This window comes from Vibrio sinensis, from assembly GCF_003605645.1.
Classification (GTDB): Bacteria; Pseudomonadota; Gammaproteobacteria; order Enterobacterales; family Vibrionaceae; genus Vibrio; species Vibrio sinensis.
This window is the reverse complement of sequence record NZ_QVMU01000011.1, coordinates 1-22731: the sequence shown is the minus strand read 5'-3', so window position 1 is coordinate 22731 and position 22731 is coordinate 1. Positions and strand designations below refer to the sequence as shown.

The 22731-nt window shown below is 41.5% G+C and carries 18 protein-coding genes and 1 other annotated feature; of the genes, 7 read left to right on the top strand and 11 right to left on the bottom strand.

Annotated features, from left to right (window positions below):
* Positions 1 to 22: 22 nt before the first annotated feature.
* Positions 23 to 742: a two-component system response regulator BtsR gene (gene btsR / locus DZ860_RS12760; RefSeq protein WP_120031854.1), complete on the bottom strand. Its 720-nt coding sequence runs from the start codon at positions 740 to 742 to the stop codon at positions 23 to 25.
* 15 nt (positions 743 to 757) lie between these two features.
* Positions 758 to 2425 carry a sensor histidine kinase gene (locus DZ860_RS12755; RefSeq protein WP_120031852.1) on the bottom strand — a complete coding sequence of 556 codons (1668 nt, stop codon included), beginning with the start codon at positions 2423 to 2425 and terminating at the stop codon, positions 758 to 760.
* A gap of 240 nt (positions 2426 to 2665) precedes the next feature.
* On the opposite strand from DZ860_RS12755, the gene DZ860_RS12750 reads away from it, so the two are divergent.
* Positions 2666 to 3739, top strand: a complete 1074-nt coding sequence (locus tag DZ860_RS12750) for a 3-deoxy-7-phosphoheptulonate synthase (RefSeq protein WP_120031850.1) — start codon at positions 2666 to 2668, stop codon at positions 3737 to 3739.
* Between the two features lie 19 nt (positions 3740 to 3758).
* Positions 3759 to 4886: a bifunctional chorismate mutase/prephenate dehydrogenase gene (tyrA, locus tag DZ860_RS12745; protein WP_120031848.1), complete on the top strand. Its 1128-nt coding sequence runs from the start codon at positions 3759 to 3761 to the stop codon at positions 4884 to 4886.
* Positions 4887 to 4995: 109 nt separating this feature from the next.
* On the opposite strand, the gene DZ860_RS12740 is transcribed toward tyrA, so the two are convergent.
* The 3 genes from DZ860_RS12740 to ettA all read right to left on the bottom strand — a co-directional run bounded on the left by DZ860_RS12740 (position 4996) and on the right by ettA (position 8271).
* Positions 4996 to 6009 (bottom strand): M23 family metallopeptidase, encoded by a 1014-nt coding sequence (locus tag DZ860_RS12740; RefSeq protein ID WP_120031846.1) that lies wholly within the window; start codon positions 6007 to 6009, stop codon positions 4996 to 4998.
* 13 nt (positions 6010 to 6022) lie between these two features.
* The gene (locus tag DZ860_RS12735; RefSeq protein WP_120031844.1) at positions 6023 to 6394 is read right to left on the bottom strand and encodes a PilZ domain-containing protein; all 372 of its coding nucleotides are present in this window, start codon (positions 6392 to 6394) and stop codon (positions 6023 to 6025) included.
* Positions 6395 to 6603: 209 nt separating this feature from the next.
* On the bottom strand, positions 6604 to 8271 hold the full coding sequence (gene ettA, locus DZ860_RS12730) for an energy-dependent translational throttle protein EttA (protein ID WP_120031842.1): 1668 nt from the start codon (positions 8269 to 8271) through the stop codon (positions 6604 to 6606).
* A 258-nt stretch (positions 8272 to 8529) separates the two neighbouring features.
* Between ettA and sltY the strand changes: the two genes are divergently transcribed.
* The gene (sltY, locus tag DZ860_RS12725; protein WP_120031840.1) at positions 8530 to 10470 is read left to right on the top strand and encodes a murein transglycosylase; all 1941 of its coding nucleotides are present in this window, start codon (positions 8530 to 8532) and stop codon (positions 10468 to 10470) included.
* An 11-nt stretch (positions 10471 to 10481) separates the two neighbouring features.
* The gene (gene trpR / locus DZ860_RS12720; RefSeq protein WP_120031838.1) at positions 10482 to 10772 is read left to right on the top strand and encodes a trp operon repressor; all 291 of its coding nucleotides are present in this window, start codon (positions 10482 to 10484) and stop codon (positions 10770 to 10772) included.
* Positions 10773 to 10836: 64 nt separating this feature from the next.
* On the opposite strand, the gene yjjX is transcribed toward trpR, so the two are convergent.
* The 6 genes from yjjX to DZ860_RS12690 form a co-directional block, all read right to left on the bottom strand.
* On the bottom strand, positions 10837 to 11370 hold the full coding sequence (gene yjjX, locus DZ860_RS12715; RefSeq protein ID WP_120031836.1) for an inosine/xanthosine triphosphatase: 534 nt from the start codon (positions 11368 to 11370) through the stop codon (positions 10837 to 10839).
* Positions 11336 to 13681: a putative bifunctional diguanylate cyclase/phosphodiesterase gene (locus DZ860_RS12710; RefSeq protein WP_120031834.1), complete on the bottom strand. Its 2346-nt coding sequence runs from the start codon at positions 13679 to 13681 to the stop codon at positions 11336 to 11338. Before DZ860_RS12710 ends, yjjX begins: the two co-directional genes overlap by 35 nt.
* The gene (locus DZ860_RS12705; protein WP_243641856.1) at positions 13665 to 14627 is read right to left on the bottom strand and encodes a polyamine ABC transporter substrate-binding protein; all 963 of its coding nucleotides are present in this window, start codon (positions 14625 to 14627) and stop codon (positions 13665 to 13667) included. Before DZ860_RS12705 ends, DZ860_RS12710 begins: the two co-directional genes overlap by 17 nt.
* A gap of 251 nt (positions 14628 to 14878) precedes the next feature.
* On the bottom strand, positions 14879 to 16057 hold the full coding sequence (pheA, locus tag DZ860_RS12700; RefSeq protein ID WP_120031830.1) for a prephenate dehydratase: 1179 nt from the start codon (positions 16055 to 16057) through the stop codon (positions 14879 to 14881).
* Positions 16058 to 16069: 12 nt separating this feature from the next.
* Positions 16070 to 16188, bottom strand: a sequence feature (Phe leader region).
* A gap of 108 nt (positions 16189 to 16296) precedes the next feature.
* Positions 16297 to 16626 carry a ribosome hibernation-promoting factor, HPF/YfiA family gene (gene hpf / locus DZ860_RS12695; protein ID WP_120031828.1) on the bottom strand — a complete coding sequence of 110 codons (330 nt, stop codon included), beginning with the start codon at positions 16624 to 16626 and terminating at the stop codon, positions 16297 to 16299.
* Positions 16627 to 17051: 425 nt separating this feature from the next.
* The gene (locus tag DZ860_RS12690; protein WP_120031826.1) at positions 17052 to 17777 is read right to left on the bottom strand and encodes an outer membrane protein assembly factor BamD; all 726 of its coding nucleotides are present in this window, start codon (positions 17775 to 17777) and stop codon (positions 17052 to 17054) included.
* Positions 17778 to 17911: 134 nt separating this feature from the next.
* Between DZ860_RS12690 and rluD the strand changes: the two genes are divergently transcribed.
* The 3 genes from rluD to clpB all read left to right on the top strand — a co-directional run bounded on the left by rluD (position 17912) and on the right by clpB (position 22299).
* Positions 17912 to 18889 carry a 23S rRNA pseudouridine(1911/1915/1917) synthase RluD gene (rluD, locus tag DZ860_RS12685; RefSeq protein ID WP_120031824.1) on the top strand — a complete coding sequence of 326 codons (978 nt, stop codon included), beginning with the start codon at positions 17912 to 17914 and terminating at the stop codon, positions 18887 to 18889.
* Between the two features lie 3 nt (positions 18890 to 18892).
* Positions 18893 to 19621, top strand: coding sequence for a peptidoglycan editing factor PgeF (pgeF, locus tag DZ860_RS12680; RefSeq protein WP_120031822.1), 729 nt, complete (start codon positions 18893 to 18895; stop codon positions 19619 to 19621).
* Between the two features lie 104 nt (positions 19622 to 19725).
* Positions 19726 to 22299, top strand: a complete 2574-nt coding sequence (clpB, locus tag DZ860_RS12675) for an ATP-dependent chaperone ClpB (protein WP_120031820.1) — start codon at positions 19726 to 19728, stop codon at positions 22297 to 22299.
* Positions 22300 to 22731 lie beyond the last annotated feature (432 nt).

Below are 22731 nucleotides of genomic sequence, written 5' to 3'. Positions count from 1 at the left end.
AGCCTTAGAGGCTCTTTTTTTATTAATGGAATCCAAGGCGTTCTTTGAGACTTTTCAAATAACGGCGACTCACAGGAATGGTATAGCCACTGGATGTGATGATTTCTGCTAGGCCATTTTCAAGGAGCCTTATCTCTTTAATCGTTTTGATATTGACTAAACACTGACGGTGACAACGAACTAGTGGGGTTTTTTCTTCCAGTACTTTGAGAGTCAGTTGTGAGGTCGCGGTCTGCTCACGAGTTTGAATATGGACGCCGCTAATATCACTATATGCTGCTTCAATATCTTGGGTTGGAACAATCATAATACGATTGAGCCCAACACATGGAACTTGATCTAATGCTGTCGGCGCAATCATTGCTATCGCTTGTTCTTGATGAACTTCTGATTTGATTAAACGCTGAATAGTTTTTTGAAGACGGTGGATATCAACAGGCTTTAAAAGATAGTCAAAAGCGTTATCTTCAAACGCTTGAATAGCGAACTGATCATAAGCGGTTACAAATACCACTTTTGGCATGGTTTCAGGGTCGAGCATACCCAGTAATTCAATGCCTGTGATCTGTGGCATTTGGATATCGAGAAACACGACGTCAGGCTTTAACCGGTTAATTTTTTTTAGGCCTTCGATGGCATTGCTTGCTTCGTCGAGTACAGTAATACCACCGCTCTCTTTAAGCAGTTCTATGAGCTCTTCTCGAGCGAGCAGTTCGTCATCAATGACTAGCGCTGACAGCATGGGGCTACCTTAATCCTAGTGGGTTGGAATAATAAAACTCATTCGAGTGTATTGGTTGGTTTCTACTTCTATTTTTAAAGCGGATTGGCGACCAAACTGATTACTTAACCGTTTATCGACAATCTGCATGCCGAGTCCATCATGGGCATTTTGGGGGGCGATATAACTACCGGCATTATCTTCCACGATGATTTGCTCGCCACCGTCAATCGATTGGCTGTAAATTCGAATGATGCCCCCACTGAGTAGTTCAGAGATCCCGTGTTTGATTGCATTTTCGACCAAGGGCTGAAGCGTGAACGTGGGCAGTTTATATTCAAGTAAAGCTTCATCGATATCGATATTGACCTCCAAGCGATCCGCAAACCTTGCTTTTTCGATGGTCAGGTATGCATTGACGTGAGCGATTTCTTCTTTCAATGTGACGGTTTCAATATTTTGCTTGAGGTTACTACGAAAGAACTGTGAAAGATGCTGGATCAATTCTCGCGCTTTGTTGGGATCACGTCGAATTACCGCATTAATCGTGTTTAGCGCATTAAACAAAAAGTGTGGATTAACCTGAGCATGGAGGAGTTTTATCTCAGCTTGAGCGAGTAACGACTGTTTCTGTTGGTAATCGCCATAAAGAATTTGGCTTGATAAGAGCTGGGCAATTCCCTCAGCCATCGCCATATTAATGGTGGAAAAAAGTTTCCGTTTAGGTTCATAAAGTTTAATAGTTCCAATTACATCATCTCCAGCGCGAAGAGGAATGATCAATGCGGAACCGAGTTTGCACTCTTTAGAAAGCGAACATTGGTAAGGCTGTTCTTTCCCATCTAGATAAATAATGGTGTTTTTCTCAATGGCATCAAGAGTACTTTGAGAAGAGATCGGTGTTTCTGGTTTATGGTGATCATCACCAATGCCGACGAACGCGAGAATCTTCTCATTATCAGTGATAGAGACTGCGCCAACTTTGGTTTCTTCGTAAACAATACGGGCAATTTTCTCAGCATTTTGTGGATTGAAACCAGATGCTAGAACACCGACGGATTGTTCTGCGATATTGAGAGCTCGGCGGGAAAATGTCGCAGAATACTCTTCGAAAATAGTTTTTCTATCTTGAAGTATGCTCATAAACAAAGCCGCACCAACAGAGTTGGTGATGATCATCGGAGCTGCAATCGCAGAAACCAGCGTAAAAGCTTGATCAAAAGGTTTCGCAATCATTAGTAGTAGGGCCATTTGTACGATTTCGGCAAATAAAGTCCCCGCGAATACCACACTAGTACTAAATAAACGTTCAGTTTTTCCTTTGCGTACAAAATAAGTATGCAGTAAGCCGCCAATTAGCCCCTCAGCTGTTGTCGATACAGCACAAGCGAGATCGGTAAACCCGCCTAAAGAATAGCGGTGCAGGCCACCAGTAAGGCCAACAAAGAAACCAACAACCGGGCCACCAAATAACCCGCCCATTACAGCGCCAATTGCTCGAGTATTTGCGATTGCATCATTGATCTGCAAACCAAAATAAGTGCCCATGATACAAAAAAGTGAAAAAAGGACGTAGACGCTAAGTTTATGACTGAAGCGATTGGATATACTTAACAACGGCAAGAATAATGGCGTTTTGCTGAGCATGTAGGCCAGCATTAAGTAAACACACATCTGTTGTAGTAGTGAGAGAATTAAATCCATTATCCATCATTTCATTATAGGTTTTGGCCATTTTAGAAAAGAAATGAATGAGAAAACATGGTTATTATCTCTATTTATGTTTTTAACTGTCAAAACCATTGCTTGTAATTATAAGTTTACACTTGGTGTTTTTTAAAGTTTACGGTTGCATTATTGTTTTAGCTTGTTATCTTAGAGTTAATTGCGGGTGTGGAGAGTAATCAACTCTTTATTGTAAATAAAAGTGTACAGGTAGTTGTTATGCAGAAAAGTGAATTAAGCAATATCAATATTATTGATGAACAGGTCCTTATTACCCCTGAAGAATTAAAAGAGAAGCTGCCTCTCAGTGATGCTGCTCGTTGTTTTATCCAAGAGTCTCGCCAGACTATTGCGAACATTCTGCATAAAAAAGACCATCGTTTATTAGTTGTTTGTGGCCCTTGTTCTATTCACGATATTGATGCAGCTAAAGAATATGCTAAGCGCTTAAAAGCACTCTCTGAACAGCTTGGTGATCAACTGTATATTGTTATGCGAGTTTATTTTGAAAAACCAAGAACTACGGTTGGTTGGAAAGGGTTGATTAATGATCCTCACTTAGATGGTACTTTTGATATAGAACATGGCTTACATGTTGGGCGTAAATTGCTGGTGGAATTGGCTGAAATGGAAATTCCTCTCGCGACAGAAGCGCTAGACCCAATCAGTCCGCAGTATTTAGCTGATACCTTTAGCTGGGCAGCAATTGGTGCTCGTACTACTGAATCACAGACTCACCGCGAAATGGCCAGTGGTCTTTCCATGCCGATTGGTTTTAAAAACGGAACGGATGGTAACTTAGCTACCGCCATTAACGCGATGCAAGCAGCTTCTTCAGGGCATCGCTTTATGGGCATTAGCCGTGAGGGACAAGTCGCCTTATTGACTACGCAAGGAAACCCTAATGGCCACGTCATTTTACGAGGTGGTAAGCAAACCAATTACGATTCGGTTTCTGTCGCTGAATGTGAAGAAGAAATGGCTAAAGCGAATCTAGAGGCTTCCGTGATGGTTGACTGTAGTCATGCCAATTCACGTAAAGATTACCGTCGTCAGCCTTTGGTTGCAGAAGACGTTTTTCATCAAATCCGTGAGGGAAATAAGTCGATTATTGGTGTGATGATTGAAAGCCATTTGAACGAGGGTAATCAACCATCGGACATTCCTCTCAAAGAAATGCAATACGGTGTTTCAATTACAGATGCGTGTATTCATTGGGATGCAACTGAGGCACTATTACGTCATGCGCACGAAGAATTAGTGCCATTTCTAGAAAATCGCATCAAGGGATAATTAAGTAGCAGGATGACAGATGGCCGTTGAACTGAATGAGCTGCGAGATGGTATTGACGCAGTAGACAAACAAATATTGAATTTGCTTGCCCAACGTTTAGCTTTAGTTGAAAAAGTGGGTGAGGTAAAAAGTGAACATGGTTTACCGATTTATGCACCAGATAGGGAAGCGGCTATGTTGGCTTCACGCCGAGTGGAAGCAGAGAAGTTGGGTGTTCCTCCACAGTTGATTGAAGATATTCTTCGCCGAACCATGCGAGAGTCTTATGCTAGTGAAAAAGACTCGGGTTTTAAATGCTTGAACCCTGAATTACGCTCAGTGGTCATTATTGGTGGACATGGTCAGTTAGGCGGTCTATTTGCTCGCATGTTTACGTTATCAGGCTATCAGGTTAAAACACTTGGGAGTCAAGATTGGCATCGCGCAGATGAAATTCTGGCAGATGCTGGATTGGTCGTAGTGACTGTACCGATCCACGTCACACAGAGTGTCATCGAAAAATTAGGCTCACTGCCCTCTGATTGTATCTTGTGCGACCTTACTTCTGTTAAATCTGCACCATTGAACGCAATGCTTGAGGTTCATCGAGGCCCAGTGATTGGGTTGCACCCGATGTTTGGCCCTGATGTTCCGAGTATGGCGAAGCAGGTGATTGTATATTGTGATGGACGTGGAGAAGAGCAATACCAGTGGCTACTTAAACAGTTTTCTATTTGGGGGGCGAGCTTATGCCAAATAGATGCGCAAGAGCATGATCATGGTATGACATTAATTCAAGCACTGCGCCACTTTACCTCTTTTGCTTATGGATTACACCTTAGCAAAGAGAACCCCAATATAGACAAGCTATTGCAATTAAGTTCACCTATCTACCGCCTAGAGCTTGCGATGGTTGGTCGTTTATTTGGCCAAGACCCTAATCTTTACGGTGATATTATTCTGGCTTCGGAAGAAAATGTAGCGATGATTAAGCGCTTCCACCAATGTTTTGGTGATGCGCTGAAAATTCTAGAACGTCAAGATAAACAGCAGTTTGTGGAGAGTTTTAATCAAGTTAGTGACTGGTTTGGCGATTATTCTCAGCAGTTTATGGATGAAAGCCAAAGCTTATTAAAACAAGCCAACGACTCGATTCATCGAGGTTAGTTTGACGATACAAGAAATTAAAAAAAGCTGCCTAGGCAGCTTTTTTTAATGCGATATAGAAAACTTCCGTAGAGGGAGGTCTGTTTATCATTTTATGGAGCGACTTATCTTATTGAGTCTCTGTTTCGTCTGCTTTTTCTTGTAAGTCGTTTTGCTGGTTTTGAACCGTATCTAATGATTTGTCGATATAAGGTACGTTTGTTAAGTTAACTTGCAGTCGCACCGTATCATCAATTATCGCGATAAGTGGTGCCCATTTTACTTTCTTTTCTTTCTCAAAAAGATAATTGAAGTTGTCTGGCGTCCAATCCATTGTGTATTGTGGATTAAGTGTTCGGCCTAAAAATCGAACTTCATAATGGAGGTGAGGTCCGGTTGAGTTACCAGAGTTACCACATTTAGCGATAACATCACCTTTACGAACAAATTGACCACTGCGTACATTAAATTTAGCAAGGTGGGCGTATGAACTCATGAAACCAAACGAGTGACGCATCGTCAAAAAGTTACCGTAACCTTTTTTACTTGGACGAACCGTCTCGATGACACCGTCAGCAGGAGCATGAATAGGTGTGCCCATTTTACAGGTTAGATCGATACCACTGTGCGAATGACGTTTACCTGAAATAGGATTCGTTCGACGACCATAGGAGGAAGAGATTCGTTGATAATTGAGCGGTGTATCATTCGGAATCATACGAAACATAGTTGCGCGAACCGCAGAATCAATTGCAGCAGCATCAACTCGATCTTCTAAAGCAAGTTCAGTAGAGGCTTCTTCGTTTGCTAGGCCTAATACCGCCTCAACGTCATAGACTCGTTTCCCAAGCATTTGCAGTTGATTTTCTTTTTCTTGGAGAATTTGAGATAGGCTATGAGTCGTATCGATTTGCTCTGCATATAAAGCTTCTAAAGTGGCGTTATCTCGCTCACTCGTGGTGAGTTTTTTAATCAAAGCGTCGTAGCGTTGTTGTTCTGATTGTTTGGTTTGAACGATGTAGACTGAGCCACCGGCGAGGATGGATAGCAGGCTTAAAATTAACAGCCATAGCTTCGTTCGTGAAAGATTAAAGTTTTGAGCGCCCGTTTTAGTTGGGATCGAAATGGTGATTTTTGCTGACATAACTCATTTATTATTATCTGTAGTCGCCTAGATCTGACAGATGTTCAATTTCACGGTAAAGCAGTTGGCTATCGCCAACATTGAGTTCAACAAGACGTTTGATATGGCCAATGCTATCAATGTCGATATGCTCAATAGCCATACGCAACATATGTCCATCGAGGTTGATTACGGTACCGATAAGTTGAATCGTGACATCGCTGTCTGGCAGTGTGAATTCTACATTGACGATTGATTCTGCTGACAATAAGTCAGCATCAGTTACGGTCATTAATAAGCCCCGCAACGATAAATCATTTACATGAGCAACCATATTAAGATCGCCTTGAGACAATCTGGCTGGCGCTTGGTAGACAATGCGTGAAAATCGACGTCGTTCAATCATAAAAATATTCTCTTATCTATTTTCAACAAGGTTAACAGAATAAGAGATACATCAATGAGTAGCTGTTCGCAATTATCGCTACAAGGATTGCGAAAACTAGGCGTCAATTAAACCGTATACTATAAAGGCCGCTATGATAGCGGCCTTTGAGTAATTTACAAGCAATGAAAAAGTATAATAACGGTAAGATTTTTTTGTTACTTAACCGATTATTTAGAAATACGCTTGTATTTGATGCGGTGTGGTTCTGCAGCTTCAGGACCAAGCGTCTTCTTCAACCAGTCCATGTACTCAGTGTAGTTACCTTCGTAGAAGTTAACTTGACCTTCATCGCGGTAATCTAGAATGTGAGTTGCAATACGGTCCAAGAACCAACGGTCGTGCGAAATAACCATGGCACAACCCGGGAATTCAAGTAGCGCTTCTTCTAATGCACGAAGTGTTTCTACGTCAAGGTCATTGGTTGGTTCATCAAGTAGTAATACGTTGCCGCCTGCTTTAAGTAGTTTCGCAAGGTGGACACGGTTACGTTCACCACCAGAAAGATCACCAATGATCTTTTGTTGGTCGTTGCCTTTGAAGTTGAAACGAGAACAGTAAGCACGAGCTGGGATTTCGAAGTTGTTGATCTTAATGATATCAGCGCCTTCAGAAATCTCTTGGAATACTGTTTTTTTATCGTCCATGCTATCGCGGAACTGATCAACAGAGGCTAGTTTTACAGTTTCACCTAGTTCAACAGTACCTGAATCAGGTTGTTCTGCACCACTTAACATCTTAAATAGGGTTGATTTACCTGCGCCGTTTGCACCAACGATACCGACAATCGCACCTTTTGGCATACTGAAAGATAGGTTATCAATCAGGACACGATCACCGAACGATTTGGTTAGGTTTTTAACTTCAAGAACCTTATCACCTAAACGGTCACCTGGCGGAATGAACAACTCATTTGTTTCATTACGTTTTTGGTATTGACCCGTTGTCAGTTCTTCAAAGCGAGCCATACGAGCTTTAGACTTCGCTTGGCGACCTTTAGGATTTTGACGAACCCATTCAAGTTCTTTTTCAATGGTCTTTTGACGTGCGCTTTCGCCCGCTTTTTCTTGCTTTAAGCGCTCATCTTTTTGTTCTAGCCAAGATGTGTAGTTACCTTGCCATGGAATACCCTCACCACGGTCAAGTTCTAGAATCCAGCCAGCAGCATTGTCTAGGAAGTAACGGTCGTGGGTAATTGCTACAACAGTACCACTGTAATCAACAAGGAAGTGCTCAAGCCAAGCAACAGATTCTGCATCCAAGTGGTTGGTCGGTTCATCGAGCAACAGCATATCTGGTTTTTCTAAAAGCAGTCGACAGATAGCCACACGACGACGTTCACCACCCGATAGGAGTTCAATCTTCGCGTCCCACTCAGGTAGACGTAGCGCGTTTGCTGCACGCTCTAGAGCTGTTTCTAGATTGTGACCATCTTTGGCTTGAATCAGAGCCTCTAACTCGCCTTGCTCTTTTGCTAATGCATCAAAGTCAGCGTTCTCTTCAGCATATTCTGCGTATACTTGGTCTAAGCGTTTTAGTGCACCAGCAACGTCTGATACCGCTTCTTCAACGATTTCGCGAACAGTTTTTGACTCGTCAAGAATAGGTTCTTGCGGTAGATAGCCCACGTTAAGACCCGGTTGCGCTCGAGCTTCGCCATCGATATCTTTATCGATACCCGCCATGATGCGTAGCAGAGTCGATTTACCCGAGCCATTTAGACCGAGAACACCGATTTTTGCACCAGGGAAGAAGCTCAGAGAAATATCTTTAAGAATTTGACGCTTAGGTGGCACAACTTTGCTCACCCGCGACATGGTATATACGTATTCAGCCATTGCCGATCGTTCCTAAATGTTCAGCTCAGTTAATCGCTTATTTTATACCAAGACTAAAAGCTTTGTTACTAGATTTAGTGTGTTACAGATAGCATCCTTATTTCCTTGAGTTTGATCTTTGTTCAAATATCTAACGAGAAAACTATTTTGTGTCACACTTATATGGATTCATTATTATTTCCATCTGTTCTATTTACAGTTGTATTTAGAATAAGAGTTAATAAAGACAGATAGTTACTCTCATTAGGACGAGACCACATGAAACAAACGCTTTCCACAATGCGTTCGCTTTGGATATGTACTGCTTTATGGAGTGGTATTGGAGTGACCAATTACGCTATCGCGCAAGATCTTAAAGAACAACGTCAAGTTTATGATAAAGCACAGCAATTACTGGATGAAAGAAAATACGCTCAGGCGAGCAAGCTTCGGACGCAGTTAAATGGCTATCCATTAGCGCCTTATATTGATTATCGATTATTTAAACATGAACTAGGCAGCAAGCAGCCAAAGCAAGTTTCTCAGTTCATCGATACATATGCTGAGTTACCGTTCTCCTCACGTATCTCCGCTCCTTATATTAGTAGCTTAGCTCGACAAGGCAATTGGGGGGATATTCTCCGTTTTCAGCAGGAAGAGCCAAGAGGAGAAGCGTATCAATGTCATTATTACAACGCTTATGCACAGCAAGGACAGAGTAAAATCGCTTATCAAGGTGCTGAAAAGTTGTGGTTGTCAGGAAATAGTGTTTCACAAGCGTGCGATCCTCTATTCGAACAATGGTCTAAGGCTGGATTACGAACCGACACTTTAGTATTGGATAGAATGCTGCTCGCTTTTGAAGCTCGCAATGGTGCAATACTTAGCTATTTAAGTAAGCAACTTCAAAGTAAAACCGCTCAAACACAAGCGAAAGAAATGAAAGCACTGTTTGATAGCCCTGAAAAAGTGGCTAAGTTTGCGAGCCGACATAAAGCCAATGATTTTTATCAACAACAAAGTGTTCTTGCGCTAAAGAAGTTAGCGCGAAAAAGCCCTGAAAAAGCAAAAAATGTGCTTTCAACTGTCGTTAAAGCACAAAAGATGTCTCAAGCACAAAGGCAAGAGCTAGCTGATTACATCGCATTTCGTTTTATCAATACCGATTCAGACTCATTGGCTCTATGGCGAGATAAACAGATATCGACATCTCAAAATATCGCATTAATTGAGCGTCGTGTGCGTTTGTCGATTCAGAATGCAGATTGGAATGATATTGCTCGTTGGATTGAACAATTGCCTGAAGAGTCCAAGAACTCAAGTCGTTGGCAGTATTGGCTTGCTCGTAGTGAAATGGCTCAAGGAAAGGCAAAACAAGCGAGTAAAAGGCTTGAAAGCATTCTTGGACAACGAAATTTTTATAGCGTAGCTGCCGCGAAAGAGCTTGAGAGGCCGGTTGCATATTCCACTAGTGGAATTAAATTGGATAGCTCTGTAATAAACCCATATCGTCAAAGTCTTGAACGTATTGATGAACTTGTTGCTCGGGATAAAATTGCGGCGGCCAAGAGTGAGTGGCGTTGGTTACTATCACGGGTTAATAAAAATGAGCAAGCCATGTTAGCAGCCTATGCTTCTTCTCAGCGTTGGCATAACTTGACTGTGACCGCAACAATCAAAGCTAAAATGTGGGATAACTTATCTTTGAGGTTTCCAATGGCACATCGCTGGTGGTTTAACTTCTATGGTGAGAAGCACGATATTGATCCAGTGACTTTGATGTCTTTAGCTCGTCAAGAGAGCGCGATGGATGTTGAGGCAATGTCACCAGTCGGAGCGAGAGGTCTTATGCAGATCATGCCTGCGACGGCCAAATACACGGCGAAAAAATACCAGCTGAGTTATCAGGGTACGCAACAGCTGTATGATGTTGGTAAGAATATTGAAATAGGTAGTCATTATCTGAAAGGCTTACTGAAGCAGTACGATAACAATCGAATTTTTGCTTTGGCTGCGTATAATGCTGGCCCTGGTCGAGTCAAAAGATGGCGAGCTAGAAGCGAAGGTAAACTGGATGTGTATGCGTTTATTGAAGCGATACCATTTAATGAAACACGTGGATATGTTCAAAATATATTGATGTTTGAAACGTATTATCGTCAGTTACTGGGTGTTGATGGCGCATTTTTGACTAAGAACGAAATGAATATGAAGTATTAGGTAAAAGATCAATGTCGTTGGAACCTGATTACAAAGATTGGCAGCAAGTCCTGAATCTGATTAAACAAAGTATAGATAGTGATCAGCATGAAATGTTGCTCACTATGTTGCTGACGCCGGATGAGCGTGAAGCTTTAGTCGCACGAGTGAATATTTTTCATGAGTTACTGAAAGGTGATCTGTCTCAACGTCAAATTAGTCAGATGCTTGGTGTGGGTATTGCAACAATTACTCGGGGTTCAAATGAACTTAAATCGAAGAGTGATGAAGCAAAAGCTGAGATAGCTGAATTGTTAAAATAAAAAGGTGTCGAAAGACACCTTTTTATTTTGTGCAGAGAGTATTTATGTGGAGATTGACGCTTAATCAAATATTGCGAGGGAAGTGTGCTGGATTCGTAAACGGAATCAAAGCTAAGATCAACGCTTGGTGATACACAGAGCTGCGACTTAGTTGATGTTGTGTTAATAGACCAATTGCGCCACCTTTCTGTTTGATGTTATCGGTATGGAATACTTCATCCATAACATCGCCCAACTCATTTTGACTATTCAATTTATCTAAGACGATCGGTGGAAGCATAAGACTTGCACTTCGTGATTCCCCTCTTTGTGTGAAAGATTCAATGACCATCCATGCGAATGTGACACCGTTTTCAATTCCCGCCTCTAGGCCAACATAAAACTCGGCATTTTTTTCTACTTGTTTGGCATTTCTGACGCGATTGAGGGCACCTTGATGAGTTTCGTTATCGCTCATTGGTTGATCATTGACTTCACTTGGTACGTTAATACCTACGAACTCAAATTTCTGGTTTGGGAATGCGACGACAAAAGCACTTTCAACGGCAGATATTTTTGCTGGATTAAGCGAGGCTACAACGACCTTCTTCACTGACATAGGTAAACTCTTTGGTGATTGGAGTGGTGTTGGTCAATGTTTTAACATCCATTGGCGGAGAAAGGTAGTAACCTTGCATTAAATCGCACTGACTATCCGCCAGCCATCGATGCATCTCTTTTGACTCAATTCCCTCAGCAATAACTGTCATTGATTGTGAGTGACATAAAGCGACGAGAGGATGAATTACTTGTTGGTTATTCGTTTTTATTAATGTTTCTAAAAACTCGCGATCTAGTTTAATTTTCTGTACCGGATATTCGACGAGTTGAGTGATAGAGGTATAGCCTGAACCAAAATCATCAATAGCCAATTTGAACCCCATTAAGGATAGCTCATGGAGTAAGGAGTAGCTTTGAGAGTCAGTGGCAAATGTCTCTGTGATTTCAAAGTCCACTAAGCTTGGGGTCACTTTATATGTATCAGCCATTTCACCGATGAATTTTGCTAATAACGTTGAATCGAGCTCAGCAGAAGAGAGGTTTATCGACAACTGAATATCTTGATTAAAGGCGGCTTGAATCGTAAAGAAATCTTTAAATGCTCGTTCTATTACCCATCGGTCAATATCCCCAAACAATCCAGTCTGCTCTGAAATTGGAATAAACTCACTTGGAGTGACAGTGCCAAGTTTCGGAGAATTCCAGCGTAAAAGTGCTTCCACGCCAATCATGTTCTTACCAGAACGATCATAATAAGGTTGGTATTTTAGTGAAAATTCATCGTCAAATTCGCCACTACGTAACGCTCTTTCTATCTGAGTTCTACGTCGTACCGTTTGATCAAGTTCTTCGGAGTAGTGTGCGACTTGGTTTTTCCCCGCACGCTTTGCTTGATACATGGCGGTATCTGCATTAGACAAAAGCTTTGCTAGATTGTCACCGTCACTAGGATACGAAGCAATTCCAATACTTGCAGTAATAGGGAGGTTACCCAATGGTGAATCGTTATTTCGCTGCATCAAATCGAGGATTTCATAAGCTAAAGTTTCAGCTCGCGAATTGTTACTTGATGAAGCAATGAAAATGGCAAACTCATCGCCTGATAAGCGAGAAGCTAAACATTTTATTTGGTGCTTACGTTTATAACCTTCGCATAGAGAACGTATATGTTCAGCAAAATTGACGAGTAGAGAGTCACCTAAGTGATGACCATATTTGTCATTTACATACTTAAAATTATCTAGGTCGATATAGAGAATCCAAGCATAAGGTGTCTCTATTTTATTGCTGAGAGTACGTTCTACATAGACCTGAAACTGATAGCGATTAGCCAGTTGAGTTAAATGGTCATTTTCTGCCATCGCCTTGGTTTTTTGATAACTGGAATTGAGCTCTTTGTACATGTCGTAGAAACGATAAGATAAACGGCCAATTTCATCTTTGCTATTTAGTCGTTCAATGTTGTGTCGTTTTTGTTGTTCAACGTCATGAAGTTGTTGATCGAGTTTTGATATAGGACGAATCACGTGTCGATATAATAGGAAGAGTAATAATGTCACAGTAAGAATAGACGACCCACCAAACGAGAAAATGAGTTTTTGTTCTATCTTCTTGAGCTTTTCTGTCAGTAAGTATTGTGCTGGATCTAATGTTGCGTAAAGGTGTGGAATTAGTTCAACGGATTGAGTCAGTCCACTACGAATTACCGGGTGATCGGTAAAAAATATGCTGCTGTCATTATCAAATTCTACAATGTGTTTCTGTTGATCGAACTGATGCATTGATAAGTAAACAACAACAAAAAATATCTGATCTTTGTTATAGCTAAGAGGAGACATCAAGGTATTTTGGTCAAGGACTTTGTAACGAATCAATATACTTTGCCCTTGCTCATTCTTGGCAAAACCTGTGTGAGTGCGCTGACTACTTGAGTGATATGTTTCACGTACGTGGTTGAGGACTTTTTCGTCTAGTTGGGCGAATGGATCACTTTCACTATTGGCAAAAAAAAGGGGATCTGTGTTTTCATCGAGTAGCGCAACGGCGATATCATCGTGTTCTGAAGATTGCAGAGATGAAATTGTCTGCTGTAAGTTTTCCAGTAACTCAAGCTCTCGGAATGGATTTTCTTGCTGGGAAAGATAGTGGCGAATAATATCGCTTTGCGTCAAGGTTAGTGTATAGCTATTTATCAGAGAGGAGGTTTGACGAAAGTGTCCGGCAAGCTTTTCCATAGTAAGTTGCAGGTAGCTATTTTCCCGCTTTATTAAAGCGTCTTTTTGGCTATGGTATATGCTGTAACTGGATAGCGCTGCACTGAGAATGATCACAGGAGCAACGAGCAGTAAGACTCTAGTGTTGAGCTTCATGACGTTTCAAAATACTATTTATTACCTTAGCTCGTAGGCTAATACTTGTGGCTGAGAGTTCCGTATCAATTTGTCCATTCTCCATCACAGAGGGAGCGGGGAACAATGATGCATCATCTAGATACGTTTTCGGCAGTAGTTTTAGAGCACTTAGATTTGGTGTTGCAGATTTAACATCGATTGCATTTTTTGCAGCAACCTTGGGATCTGAAATATACTCAATGAAATCAGTAGCGGCAGCAATATTGCTAGAATGGCTACTGATAGCAAGACAGTCTACCCATAAAAAAGCTTCCCCATCCGGTAACGTATAAGCCCATTTTTCAGAGCCATAATAACGATTTAGAGAATACTGATCACCACTGTAAGCTAAGGCCATCCATAAGTTCTCGCTCGAATCGTGACTACGTACATAGCTTAAGGCATATTCAAAAGTGAGTACTTTTTCACTAAAAGAAAGCAGGTCAGGATATGTTTGGGCTATTAGTGACGGATCTTCAGAAATGGGGGATATATCTTTACTATAGAATAGCGGTAAGAACGTTTCGATACTGTCGTTAATCATGCCAATTCGTCCCGCAACATCATCAGGCGGTGAAACAAACTCTTGCCAAGTTGTAGGAGGCTTTTGAATAAAGTCTTTGCGGTAAACAATACCAACAGTCCCCCAAAAGTATGGAATAGCGTAGTCTCCACAAGCTTGATTCCATTTATCTGCGTTGTGTTTTCGGTTTTTTATTTGTGAAAGATCGATAAAGGAGCCTAAGCGGCCATATATATTTGCAGAAACGTTATCAAGGACAACAATATCAAAAGGTAGTTGGGTGTTGCGGTTCATCAGTAAACTGCGTTCGTCATCATTATCAAAATGAGAGAGTTGAAGCGAAGTTTTTGTACGTTTTTCCCATTCGTTCGCGACACTGGGAGAGAGGGTGTCTTCCCACATATAAATATTCAAACTAGGTGGAGAGTTCCCCCAAGCCTGAATGGCATTGAATGTGAAGAATATAGATATAAAAGTTAGGTATCTCATGCCAATTAGGAGGTTTCCTTCGTCTATTCGTTGAATGGATAACGCCTATTTGTGAGACATGTCGAAAAGCTGACAATACACGAATATGCACGTGTTTGAAATGGTATGGGTTTACCAAATCGATGTCAGCTTTTTCCCCCGGTTTTTTGAAGTGGGTTGAGTTATTAGTTGAGTTGTACCGCTGTTGGCTTCACATTTTCACTCGGGTAACAACCAAGTACTTTCAAGTGTTTGGTTAGCTTTGTAATTTCCGAAAGTGCTTGCTGCATATGCTCCGCATTGAGGTGAGACTCTAAATCAACATAAAACATCTCTTCCCATGGGTTGCCCATAATCGGTCTGGACTCTAGCTTAGTCATGTTGATGCCATAACGTTGCAGTACAAGTAAACTCTCAACAAGGGAGCCAGCTTGCTGTGCAGTTGACATGATTAATGTCGTCTTTGCTGGAATCTGTGTCGATACTTCAACGGGCTTGCGCGCGACAACAATAAATCGCGTATGGTTTTCTGTTTGATTTGCGATATTGCCTTGGATGCTTTGTAAGCCATACAGTTTTCCACTTGAAGCGTTGCCTATTGCGGCTACATCATTGCGATTCATTTGTTTTACTTTTTGCATGGCATCAGCCGTGCTAGCACAAGATTTTAGTTCAACTCCAGGAAGACGACTTAAAAACTCACTGCATTGTTGATGGGGTTGCGGATGAGAATAGAGTGTTGTTATGTCTTCAATATGAATTTCAGAGGTGGCAACAAGGCAATGCTCAATCGGAAGGGTGATTTCTCCCACGATATAAAGAGTTGTGTGCTGTAGTAAGTCATACACTTCATTGATAGAACCTGAACTGGTGTTTTCAATAGGTAAAACACCGTAGTCGGCATGGCCTGATTCAACCGTCGTTGCAACATCTTTAAATCGTTCACAGTTTAATTCGATCAGTTCAGTATTTTTGCGACTAAAATATTCGAGACTGGCTAAGTGTGAATATGAACCTTTGGCACCAAGAAACGAGACACGAGCAAGTGGTTTTCTGCTTAATTCAGGGTTAGCTAAATTTTGCAAATGTGCTTGTTGAAGTAATACTGAGTCTTCAATAATTGTGTGGAAAAGCTTAGTAATGTACTGGGGATCTAAGTCGTATTTAGTTTGACCATTGTTGATGAGCTTGACGAGAAGTTGCTGTTCACGTTCTGCATCGCGAACAGGTTTTGATGTCTGAACTTTGCTTTTCGCCACTTCAAGACTCATCTTGCGTCGCTCAGATAGCAACTTAAGTAGTTGATCATCCAGATGGTTAAGACGCAAGCGAATTTCATCAAGCGAGTATTTTTGTTCAGTCATCCTATTTTCCTTAAAAAAAAACCTCCCATTTGGAAGGCTTTCTGTTCGTTTTTGACTTTTTTTTAAAACGATAAAGCCTCCATGGTCAGTGGAGCAAAAAAAAGTCGAAAATAAACAGAGTCTTGGTATGCATAAAAATCAGTCTAATGCAGGGGTTTAAACACAATAAGCAACACGCTATTTAGCGTCAAGAAAAAAAATAGCGCCATTTGGCGCTATTCTAGAATTCTCTTTAGTAACTATAACTCTTCTTCTTCTTCAAGTTCAGGTTTGTCGCTACGACGTGCTTCTGGTTTATGACGGAGTTTATTCAGCTGTCGTTCTAATTTTTGCTCCACTTCATTAATTGCTGCGTATAGATCGTCATGAACCGCTGAAGCGACAAGTGTTCCTTTTGGTACAGTAAGGACCGCTTCGAATTTTTTCTGTTTATTGGGTTCTTCACTGAAGCTAGCTTGGCAACCAATAATGTCTACTTGCCACTTTTCTAGCTTTTTAAATTTGCTCTCTATGTGAGTGCGGATTGCAGAGGTGATGTCGATATTTTTGCCAGTGATATTTATTTTCATAGATGTTTTCCTCTGTATCATCCCTCATGGGTTAACTCCAGATTACGACTTTAAGAACAAAATAATGTGACCTAGATCACCATTTTGCCAGGTGTTTGGTTGTCCTAAGTTAAACGTGATCTAACTCAAAACTAGCTGCGCAAAGAGGTGAAAAAGCTTGTGAAAGCGCAAAATGTCATTAGATTGGATAGGGTGTCTCGCTAAAAATTATCTATTTTTTAGGGACTCGATTCGGCCTAAGAAAACAGATGGCTATTATCTAACCAACTAGAGGCTGTGATCTCTATCTCGTAAACTTATGCTTTTCGCCTCTTCTTCATCTTCAATATCTTTTTTGGCGCCAATTAAAACAGATACAAAAAAACCGCGACAAAGATTGCAGCGGCTTTTTAGAGAGAACTCTAGTTCATGAGAGTCTTAGGCGATTAAATTGGATTTAGCACCATTAACTCTGTTGTGCGTTCAATCGCTTCTTGTAATCCAAGCTGTTGGTATGCTTCTAACTGAATCGCGAGCGATTTGCGGGCGGCTTCGGTATCTGGATAAGTTTTTTGTAGTTCTTGGCATCGATTAATTGCAGCAATCCATGCTTCACGACGTAGATAAAAATCGGCTGTCGCTAAATCATATTCAGCTAAGCGATTTTTCAGTGCGAACATTCGCATTTCTGCATCTTCTGCATACGGACTATTTGGATACCGCTCAAGTAAACGTTTGAAATCTTTAAACGCCGCTTTTACTGGTTCAGGATCTCTATCATTGCGATCCATGTTGAGTAAGTCATGCATGAAGTTTCGGTCTTGCGCCATATGAGTCAAACCACGCATATATAGTACCCAGTCAATTTTTTCATGAGTTGGGTTTAGACGAGTAAAGCGCTCAATCGTTGCTAAGCCTAATGCGAGATCATCATTTTTATAGTAAGCATAGATAAGATCAAGTTGCACTTGTTCCGAGTAAGCACCAAAAGGGTAACGAGAGTCGAGCGCTTCTAATTGTTCGATAGCTGTTAACCAGTTGCCGCTTTGCAATGAAACTTGTGCTTCTGAATACAGTTCTGAAGGGGGAACATCTGGCACGATTTCTTCGCTGCTGGAGCAGCCGACTAACAAGGACAATGCTAATAAAGCAGGTAAAGTATGCTGTTTCATGTCAGGATTCGATTCCTTGAAGTAAATAATTTCTAAGCTTCCGTTACTTTTTCGCCAGTAACAGATACAATAGGCAATAGTATATTTTTCCACAGTAGTGACGATTAGTCTCACTGTTTTTAAAAAAGTTCGATATGGCTCAGCAGATTGAATTAACCGACACAGTAAAAGATAGCCAATTAGGCCAACGCTTAGATCAGGCTATTGCCGAAATCTTTACCGATTTTTCTCGCTCTCGTCTTAAAGAGTGGTTACTTGCAGGCAAAGTGCAAGTGAACGGTGAGGTTATTGTTAAACCACGTACCAAAGTGATGGGTGGTGAAATTATTGTTCTTCAGGCGGAGCTTGAAGACGAACAACGCTGGGAAGCACAAGATATTCCATTGGATATCGTATACGAAGATGACGACATTATCGTGATAAATAAACCTCGCGATTTTGTTGTACACCCTGGTGCAGGTACTCCGGATCGCACGGTTTTGAATGCATTATTGCATCACTACCCTGATATCGCAGAAGTACCTCGTGCTGGTATTGTACATCGTCTTGATAAAGATACGACGGGTTTGATGGTTGTCGCTAAAACTGTTCCTGCACAAACGCGTTTGGTTCGTGCGCTACAGAAACGAAAAATCACTCGTGAATACGAAGCGATTGCTATTGGTCGTATGACTGCTGGTGGTAAGGTTGAACAGCCAATTGGCCGTCATTCAACTAAACGTACCTTGATGGGCGTAAGTCCTATGGGTAAACCTGCTGTTACTCACTATCGTGTTGCGGAGCATTTCCGTGAACACACACGTATTCGCTTGCGTTTAGAAACAGGCCGTACTCACCAAATCCGTGTGCATATGTCTTATCTGCAACATCCACTGTTGGGCGATACAGCTTACGGTGGTCGAGCACGCATACCATCGGGCGCGACTAACGAACTTGCAGAGCATATTCGAGGTTTCGACCGTCAAGCGTTGCACGCTGTAATGTTGAGATTTGAGCACCCAGTTACTGGTGAAGAACTCGAATTCCACGCTCCAATTCCACAAGATATGGTGGATATGACGGAAGCATTAAGACTTGATACTCAAACCCATGGTTTGAAAGACGAGTTTTAATTCGTGGAGTTGATTATCCCTAATTGGCCAGCGCCAAGTCAGATAAAGTCGGTCGCTTCAACTCGCTTCGGCGGGTTGTCACAATCACCTTATCAAGGTTTGAATCTCGGTACTCATGTTGGGGATGATAAAAAGACGGTTGAAAACAACCGTCTTTTATTACAAAAAAATGCACACATGCCAAGTTCACCTATTTGGCTCAACCAGACACATTCTACTCGTGTTATTGAATGCACATCACCGACCGACAGTATCCTAGATGCAGATGGTATCTTTACTTCTAATACAAATGTTATCTGCTCTGCTATGACTGCAGATTGTCTGCCTGTTTTATTAACTAACGTACAAGGAACTCAAGTCGCTGCTGTTCATGCAGGATGGCGAGGATTGGCTGATGGTATCGTTGAAAATGCATTAGATTTATTTGATGGTGAAGTGATGGCATGGCTTGGTCCTGCAATCGGTCCGACTGCTTTTGAAGTTGGCCAAGATGTGTTAGATGCTTTTGTTTCGTTTGATGCTAATGCACATGATGCTTTTATCGCTAAAGAAGAGGAGGGTAAGTGGTATGCCAATATGGTGCTGCTTGCAACTCAACGTTTAAATAGTGCAGGTGTTAAACATGTTTATGGCGGTCAATATTGTACGTATTCTGACCGTGAACGATTCTACTCATATCGTCGTGATGGTGTGACAGGTCGTTTAGCTTCTTTTATTTGGATTGAAGCGTAAATGTTCTAGAGGAATTCTCCTCAGAGCCCTTGAAAATTCTCTCTCGTGTAGCCATCTTTCCTTATGAATAAGGTTTAATTCAAATAAGGTTTAGGAAGGCAAATATGCGTCTTGACAGATTTACTAGCAAATTTCAAATCGCTATTTCTGACGCGCAATCCCTCGCGTTGGGTCGTGATCATCAATACATCGAGCCTGTCCATTTAATGGTGGCATTGATGGACCAAAATGGCAGCCCAATTCGTCCATTGCTAACTATGTTAGATGTAGACATTACCCACTTGCGATCAAAGTTGAGTGAAATACTTGATCGGCTACCAAAAGTCAGTGGCATTGGGGGTGATGTTCAGTTATCTAGTGCGATGGGGACCTTATTTAACTTGTGCGACAAGGTCGCTCAAAAACGCCAAGATAGTTATATCTCCTCTGAGGTTTTCCTGCTTGCTGCAATTGAAGATCGTGGCCCATTAGGTTCTCTGTTAAAAGAACTCGGTCTTACGGATAAGAAAATCAGTGGCGCTATTGATACCGTACGTGGTGGGCAAAAGGTCAATGACCCAAATGCTGAAGAACTTCGTCAAGCTTTGGAAAAATTTACCATTGATTTAACCGAGCGGGCAGAGCAAGGAAAACTTGACCCTGTTATTGGTCGTGATGATGAAATACGACGTACGATTCAAGTGTTACAACGCCGTACAAAAAATAATCCAGTCATTATTGGTGAACCAGGTGTTGGTAAAACCGCTATTGTGGAGGGGTTAGCTCAACGCATTATCAATAATGAAGTGCCAGAGGGGCTACGTGGTCGCCGAGTATTATCGTTAGATATGGGGGCGTTAGTTGCTGGAGCTAAATATCGTGGTGAATTTGAAGAGCGTTTGAAATCAGTATTGAATGAATTAGCCAAAGAAGAAGGTAATGTCATTTTATTTATTGATGAAATCCATACCATGGTTGGAGCTGGCAAGGGCGAAGGTTCTATGGATGCCGGCAATATGCTAAAACCAGCACTTGCGCGCGGCGAATTACACTGCGTTGGTGCGACCACGTTAGATGAGTACCGAAAATACATTGAAAAAGATCCAGCACTGGAGCGACGTTTTCAAAAAGTGATTGTCGATGAACCAACGGTTGAAGATACCGTTGCAATACTGCGTGGGCTTAAGGAGCGCTACGAGTTACACCATCATGTTGAGATTACCGATCCAGCTATCGTGGCAGCAGCAACGCTTTCTCATCGTTATGTTTCAGATCGACAGCTTCCGGATAAGGCGATTGATTTGATTGATGAAGCTGCATCAAGCATTCGTATTCAAATCGATTCAAAACCAGAGTCGCTCGATAAATTAGAGCGAAAAATAATTCAGCTAAAAATAGAACAACAAGCTCTCTCCAATGAACATGATGAAGCGAGTGAAAAGCGTCTCGATATTCTTAACCTTGAATTGCAGGAAAAAGAGCGTGAGTTTTCAGAGTTAGATGAAGTCTGGAATGCAGAAAAAGCAGCCTTATCAGGAACTCAGCATATTAAAGCTGAGTTAGAGCAAGCACGTATGGATATGGAGTTTGCAAGACGCGCTGGCGATCTTAGCCGAATGTCCGAACTTCAATACGGACGTATTCCTGAGCTAGAGAAACAACTGGATTTAGCGGCGCAAGCTGAAATGCAAGAAATGACGTTATTGCGTAACAAGGTTACGGAAAACGAAATTGCAGATGTATTGTCGAAACAGACCGGTATCCCTGTCTCTAAAATGCTCGAAGCTGAGAAAGATAAGCTACTCCATATGGAGGAAGATCTACACCGACGCGTTATTGGTCAAGATGAAGCTGTTGAGGTCGTTTCCAATGCTATTCGTCGTAGCCGAGCAGGACTATCAGATCCGAATAAACCGATTGGTTCTTTTTTATTTTTAGGCCCAACAGGTGTAGGTAAAACAGAGTTATGTAAAGCGCTCGCAAACTTTATGTTTGACAGTGAAGACGCGATGATTCGTATCGATATGTCGGAGTTTATGGAGAAACATTCTGTCGCGCGATTGGTCGGTGCTCCCCCTGGTTATGTCGGGTATGAAGAGGGAGGCTACCTAACGGAAGCGGTACGTCGAAAACCCTATTCGGTTATTCTATTAGATGAAGTAGAAAAAGCGCACCCTGATGTCTTTAATATCTTATTGCAAGTATTAGATGATGGTCGATTGACGGATGGCCAAGGTAGAACGGTTGATTTTCGCAATACAGTTGTGATCATGACATCAAACCTAGGGTCGGCGAGAATTCAAGAGAATTTCGCAAATCTTGATTATCAAGGAATTAAGAATGAAGTCATGGAGGTAGTGAATAAACACTTCCGACCTGAGTTTTTAAATCGTGTCGATGAAAGTGTTGTATTCCATCCTCTTGGTCAAGAGCACATAAAGTCTATTGCATTAATACAGCTTCAACGTTTAGCAAAAAGAATGGAAGAGAAAAACTTTATTCTTGATGTATCGCCGGAAGCATTGGAATTTATTGCTCAAGTTGGCTTTGATCCCGTTTATGGCGCACGTCCGTTGAAACGAGCTATCCAACAGAGCGTTGAGAATCCAATGGCTAAAGCGATATTGGCAGGCAGAGTAATTCCAGACAAAAAAATACAACTTAGAGTTGAGAACGGACATATCGTAGCGCATCAGTAAGTTTTGATTACCTCAAAAAGGTCAATAGAACGCCTTTTTGAGGTTTTTTAAGGCTAATTGATTAATTACTGTTCGAACGGGTGCGGGGGTATTCATTTTTAGTGAATATGACTTGTGTTCTTGATCGAATGCCCTATAATTCGCTCCCGTTGTCAGGGGGAACTTGATAGCACTATGGTCAGAGCGATGCTGATGAAAGCATTGAAAAAAATAGCAAAAAAGTGTTTGACACAAAATGTTATCTCGCTAAAATGGCCGTCCAAATTGAGCAACGCTCAGTTGGAAAAAGCTCTTTAACAATATAAACCTATCAATCTGTGTGGGCACTCGTTGATGATAATCCAATAAGTTTTTGCTTAGGCAAAGACTGTTTCTTCGGAAACAAATTGGGTTCAATGAACTGAGTGACCAAATTTGATAACACTTTCTTTA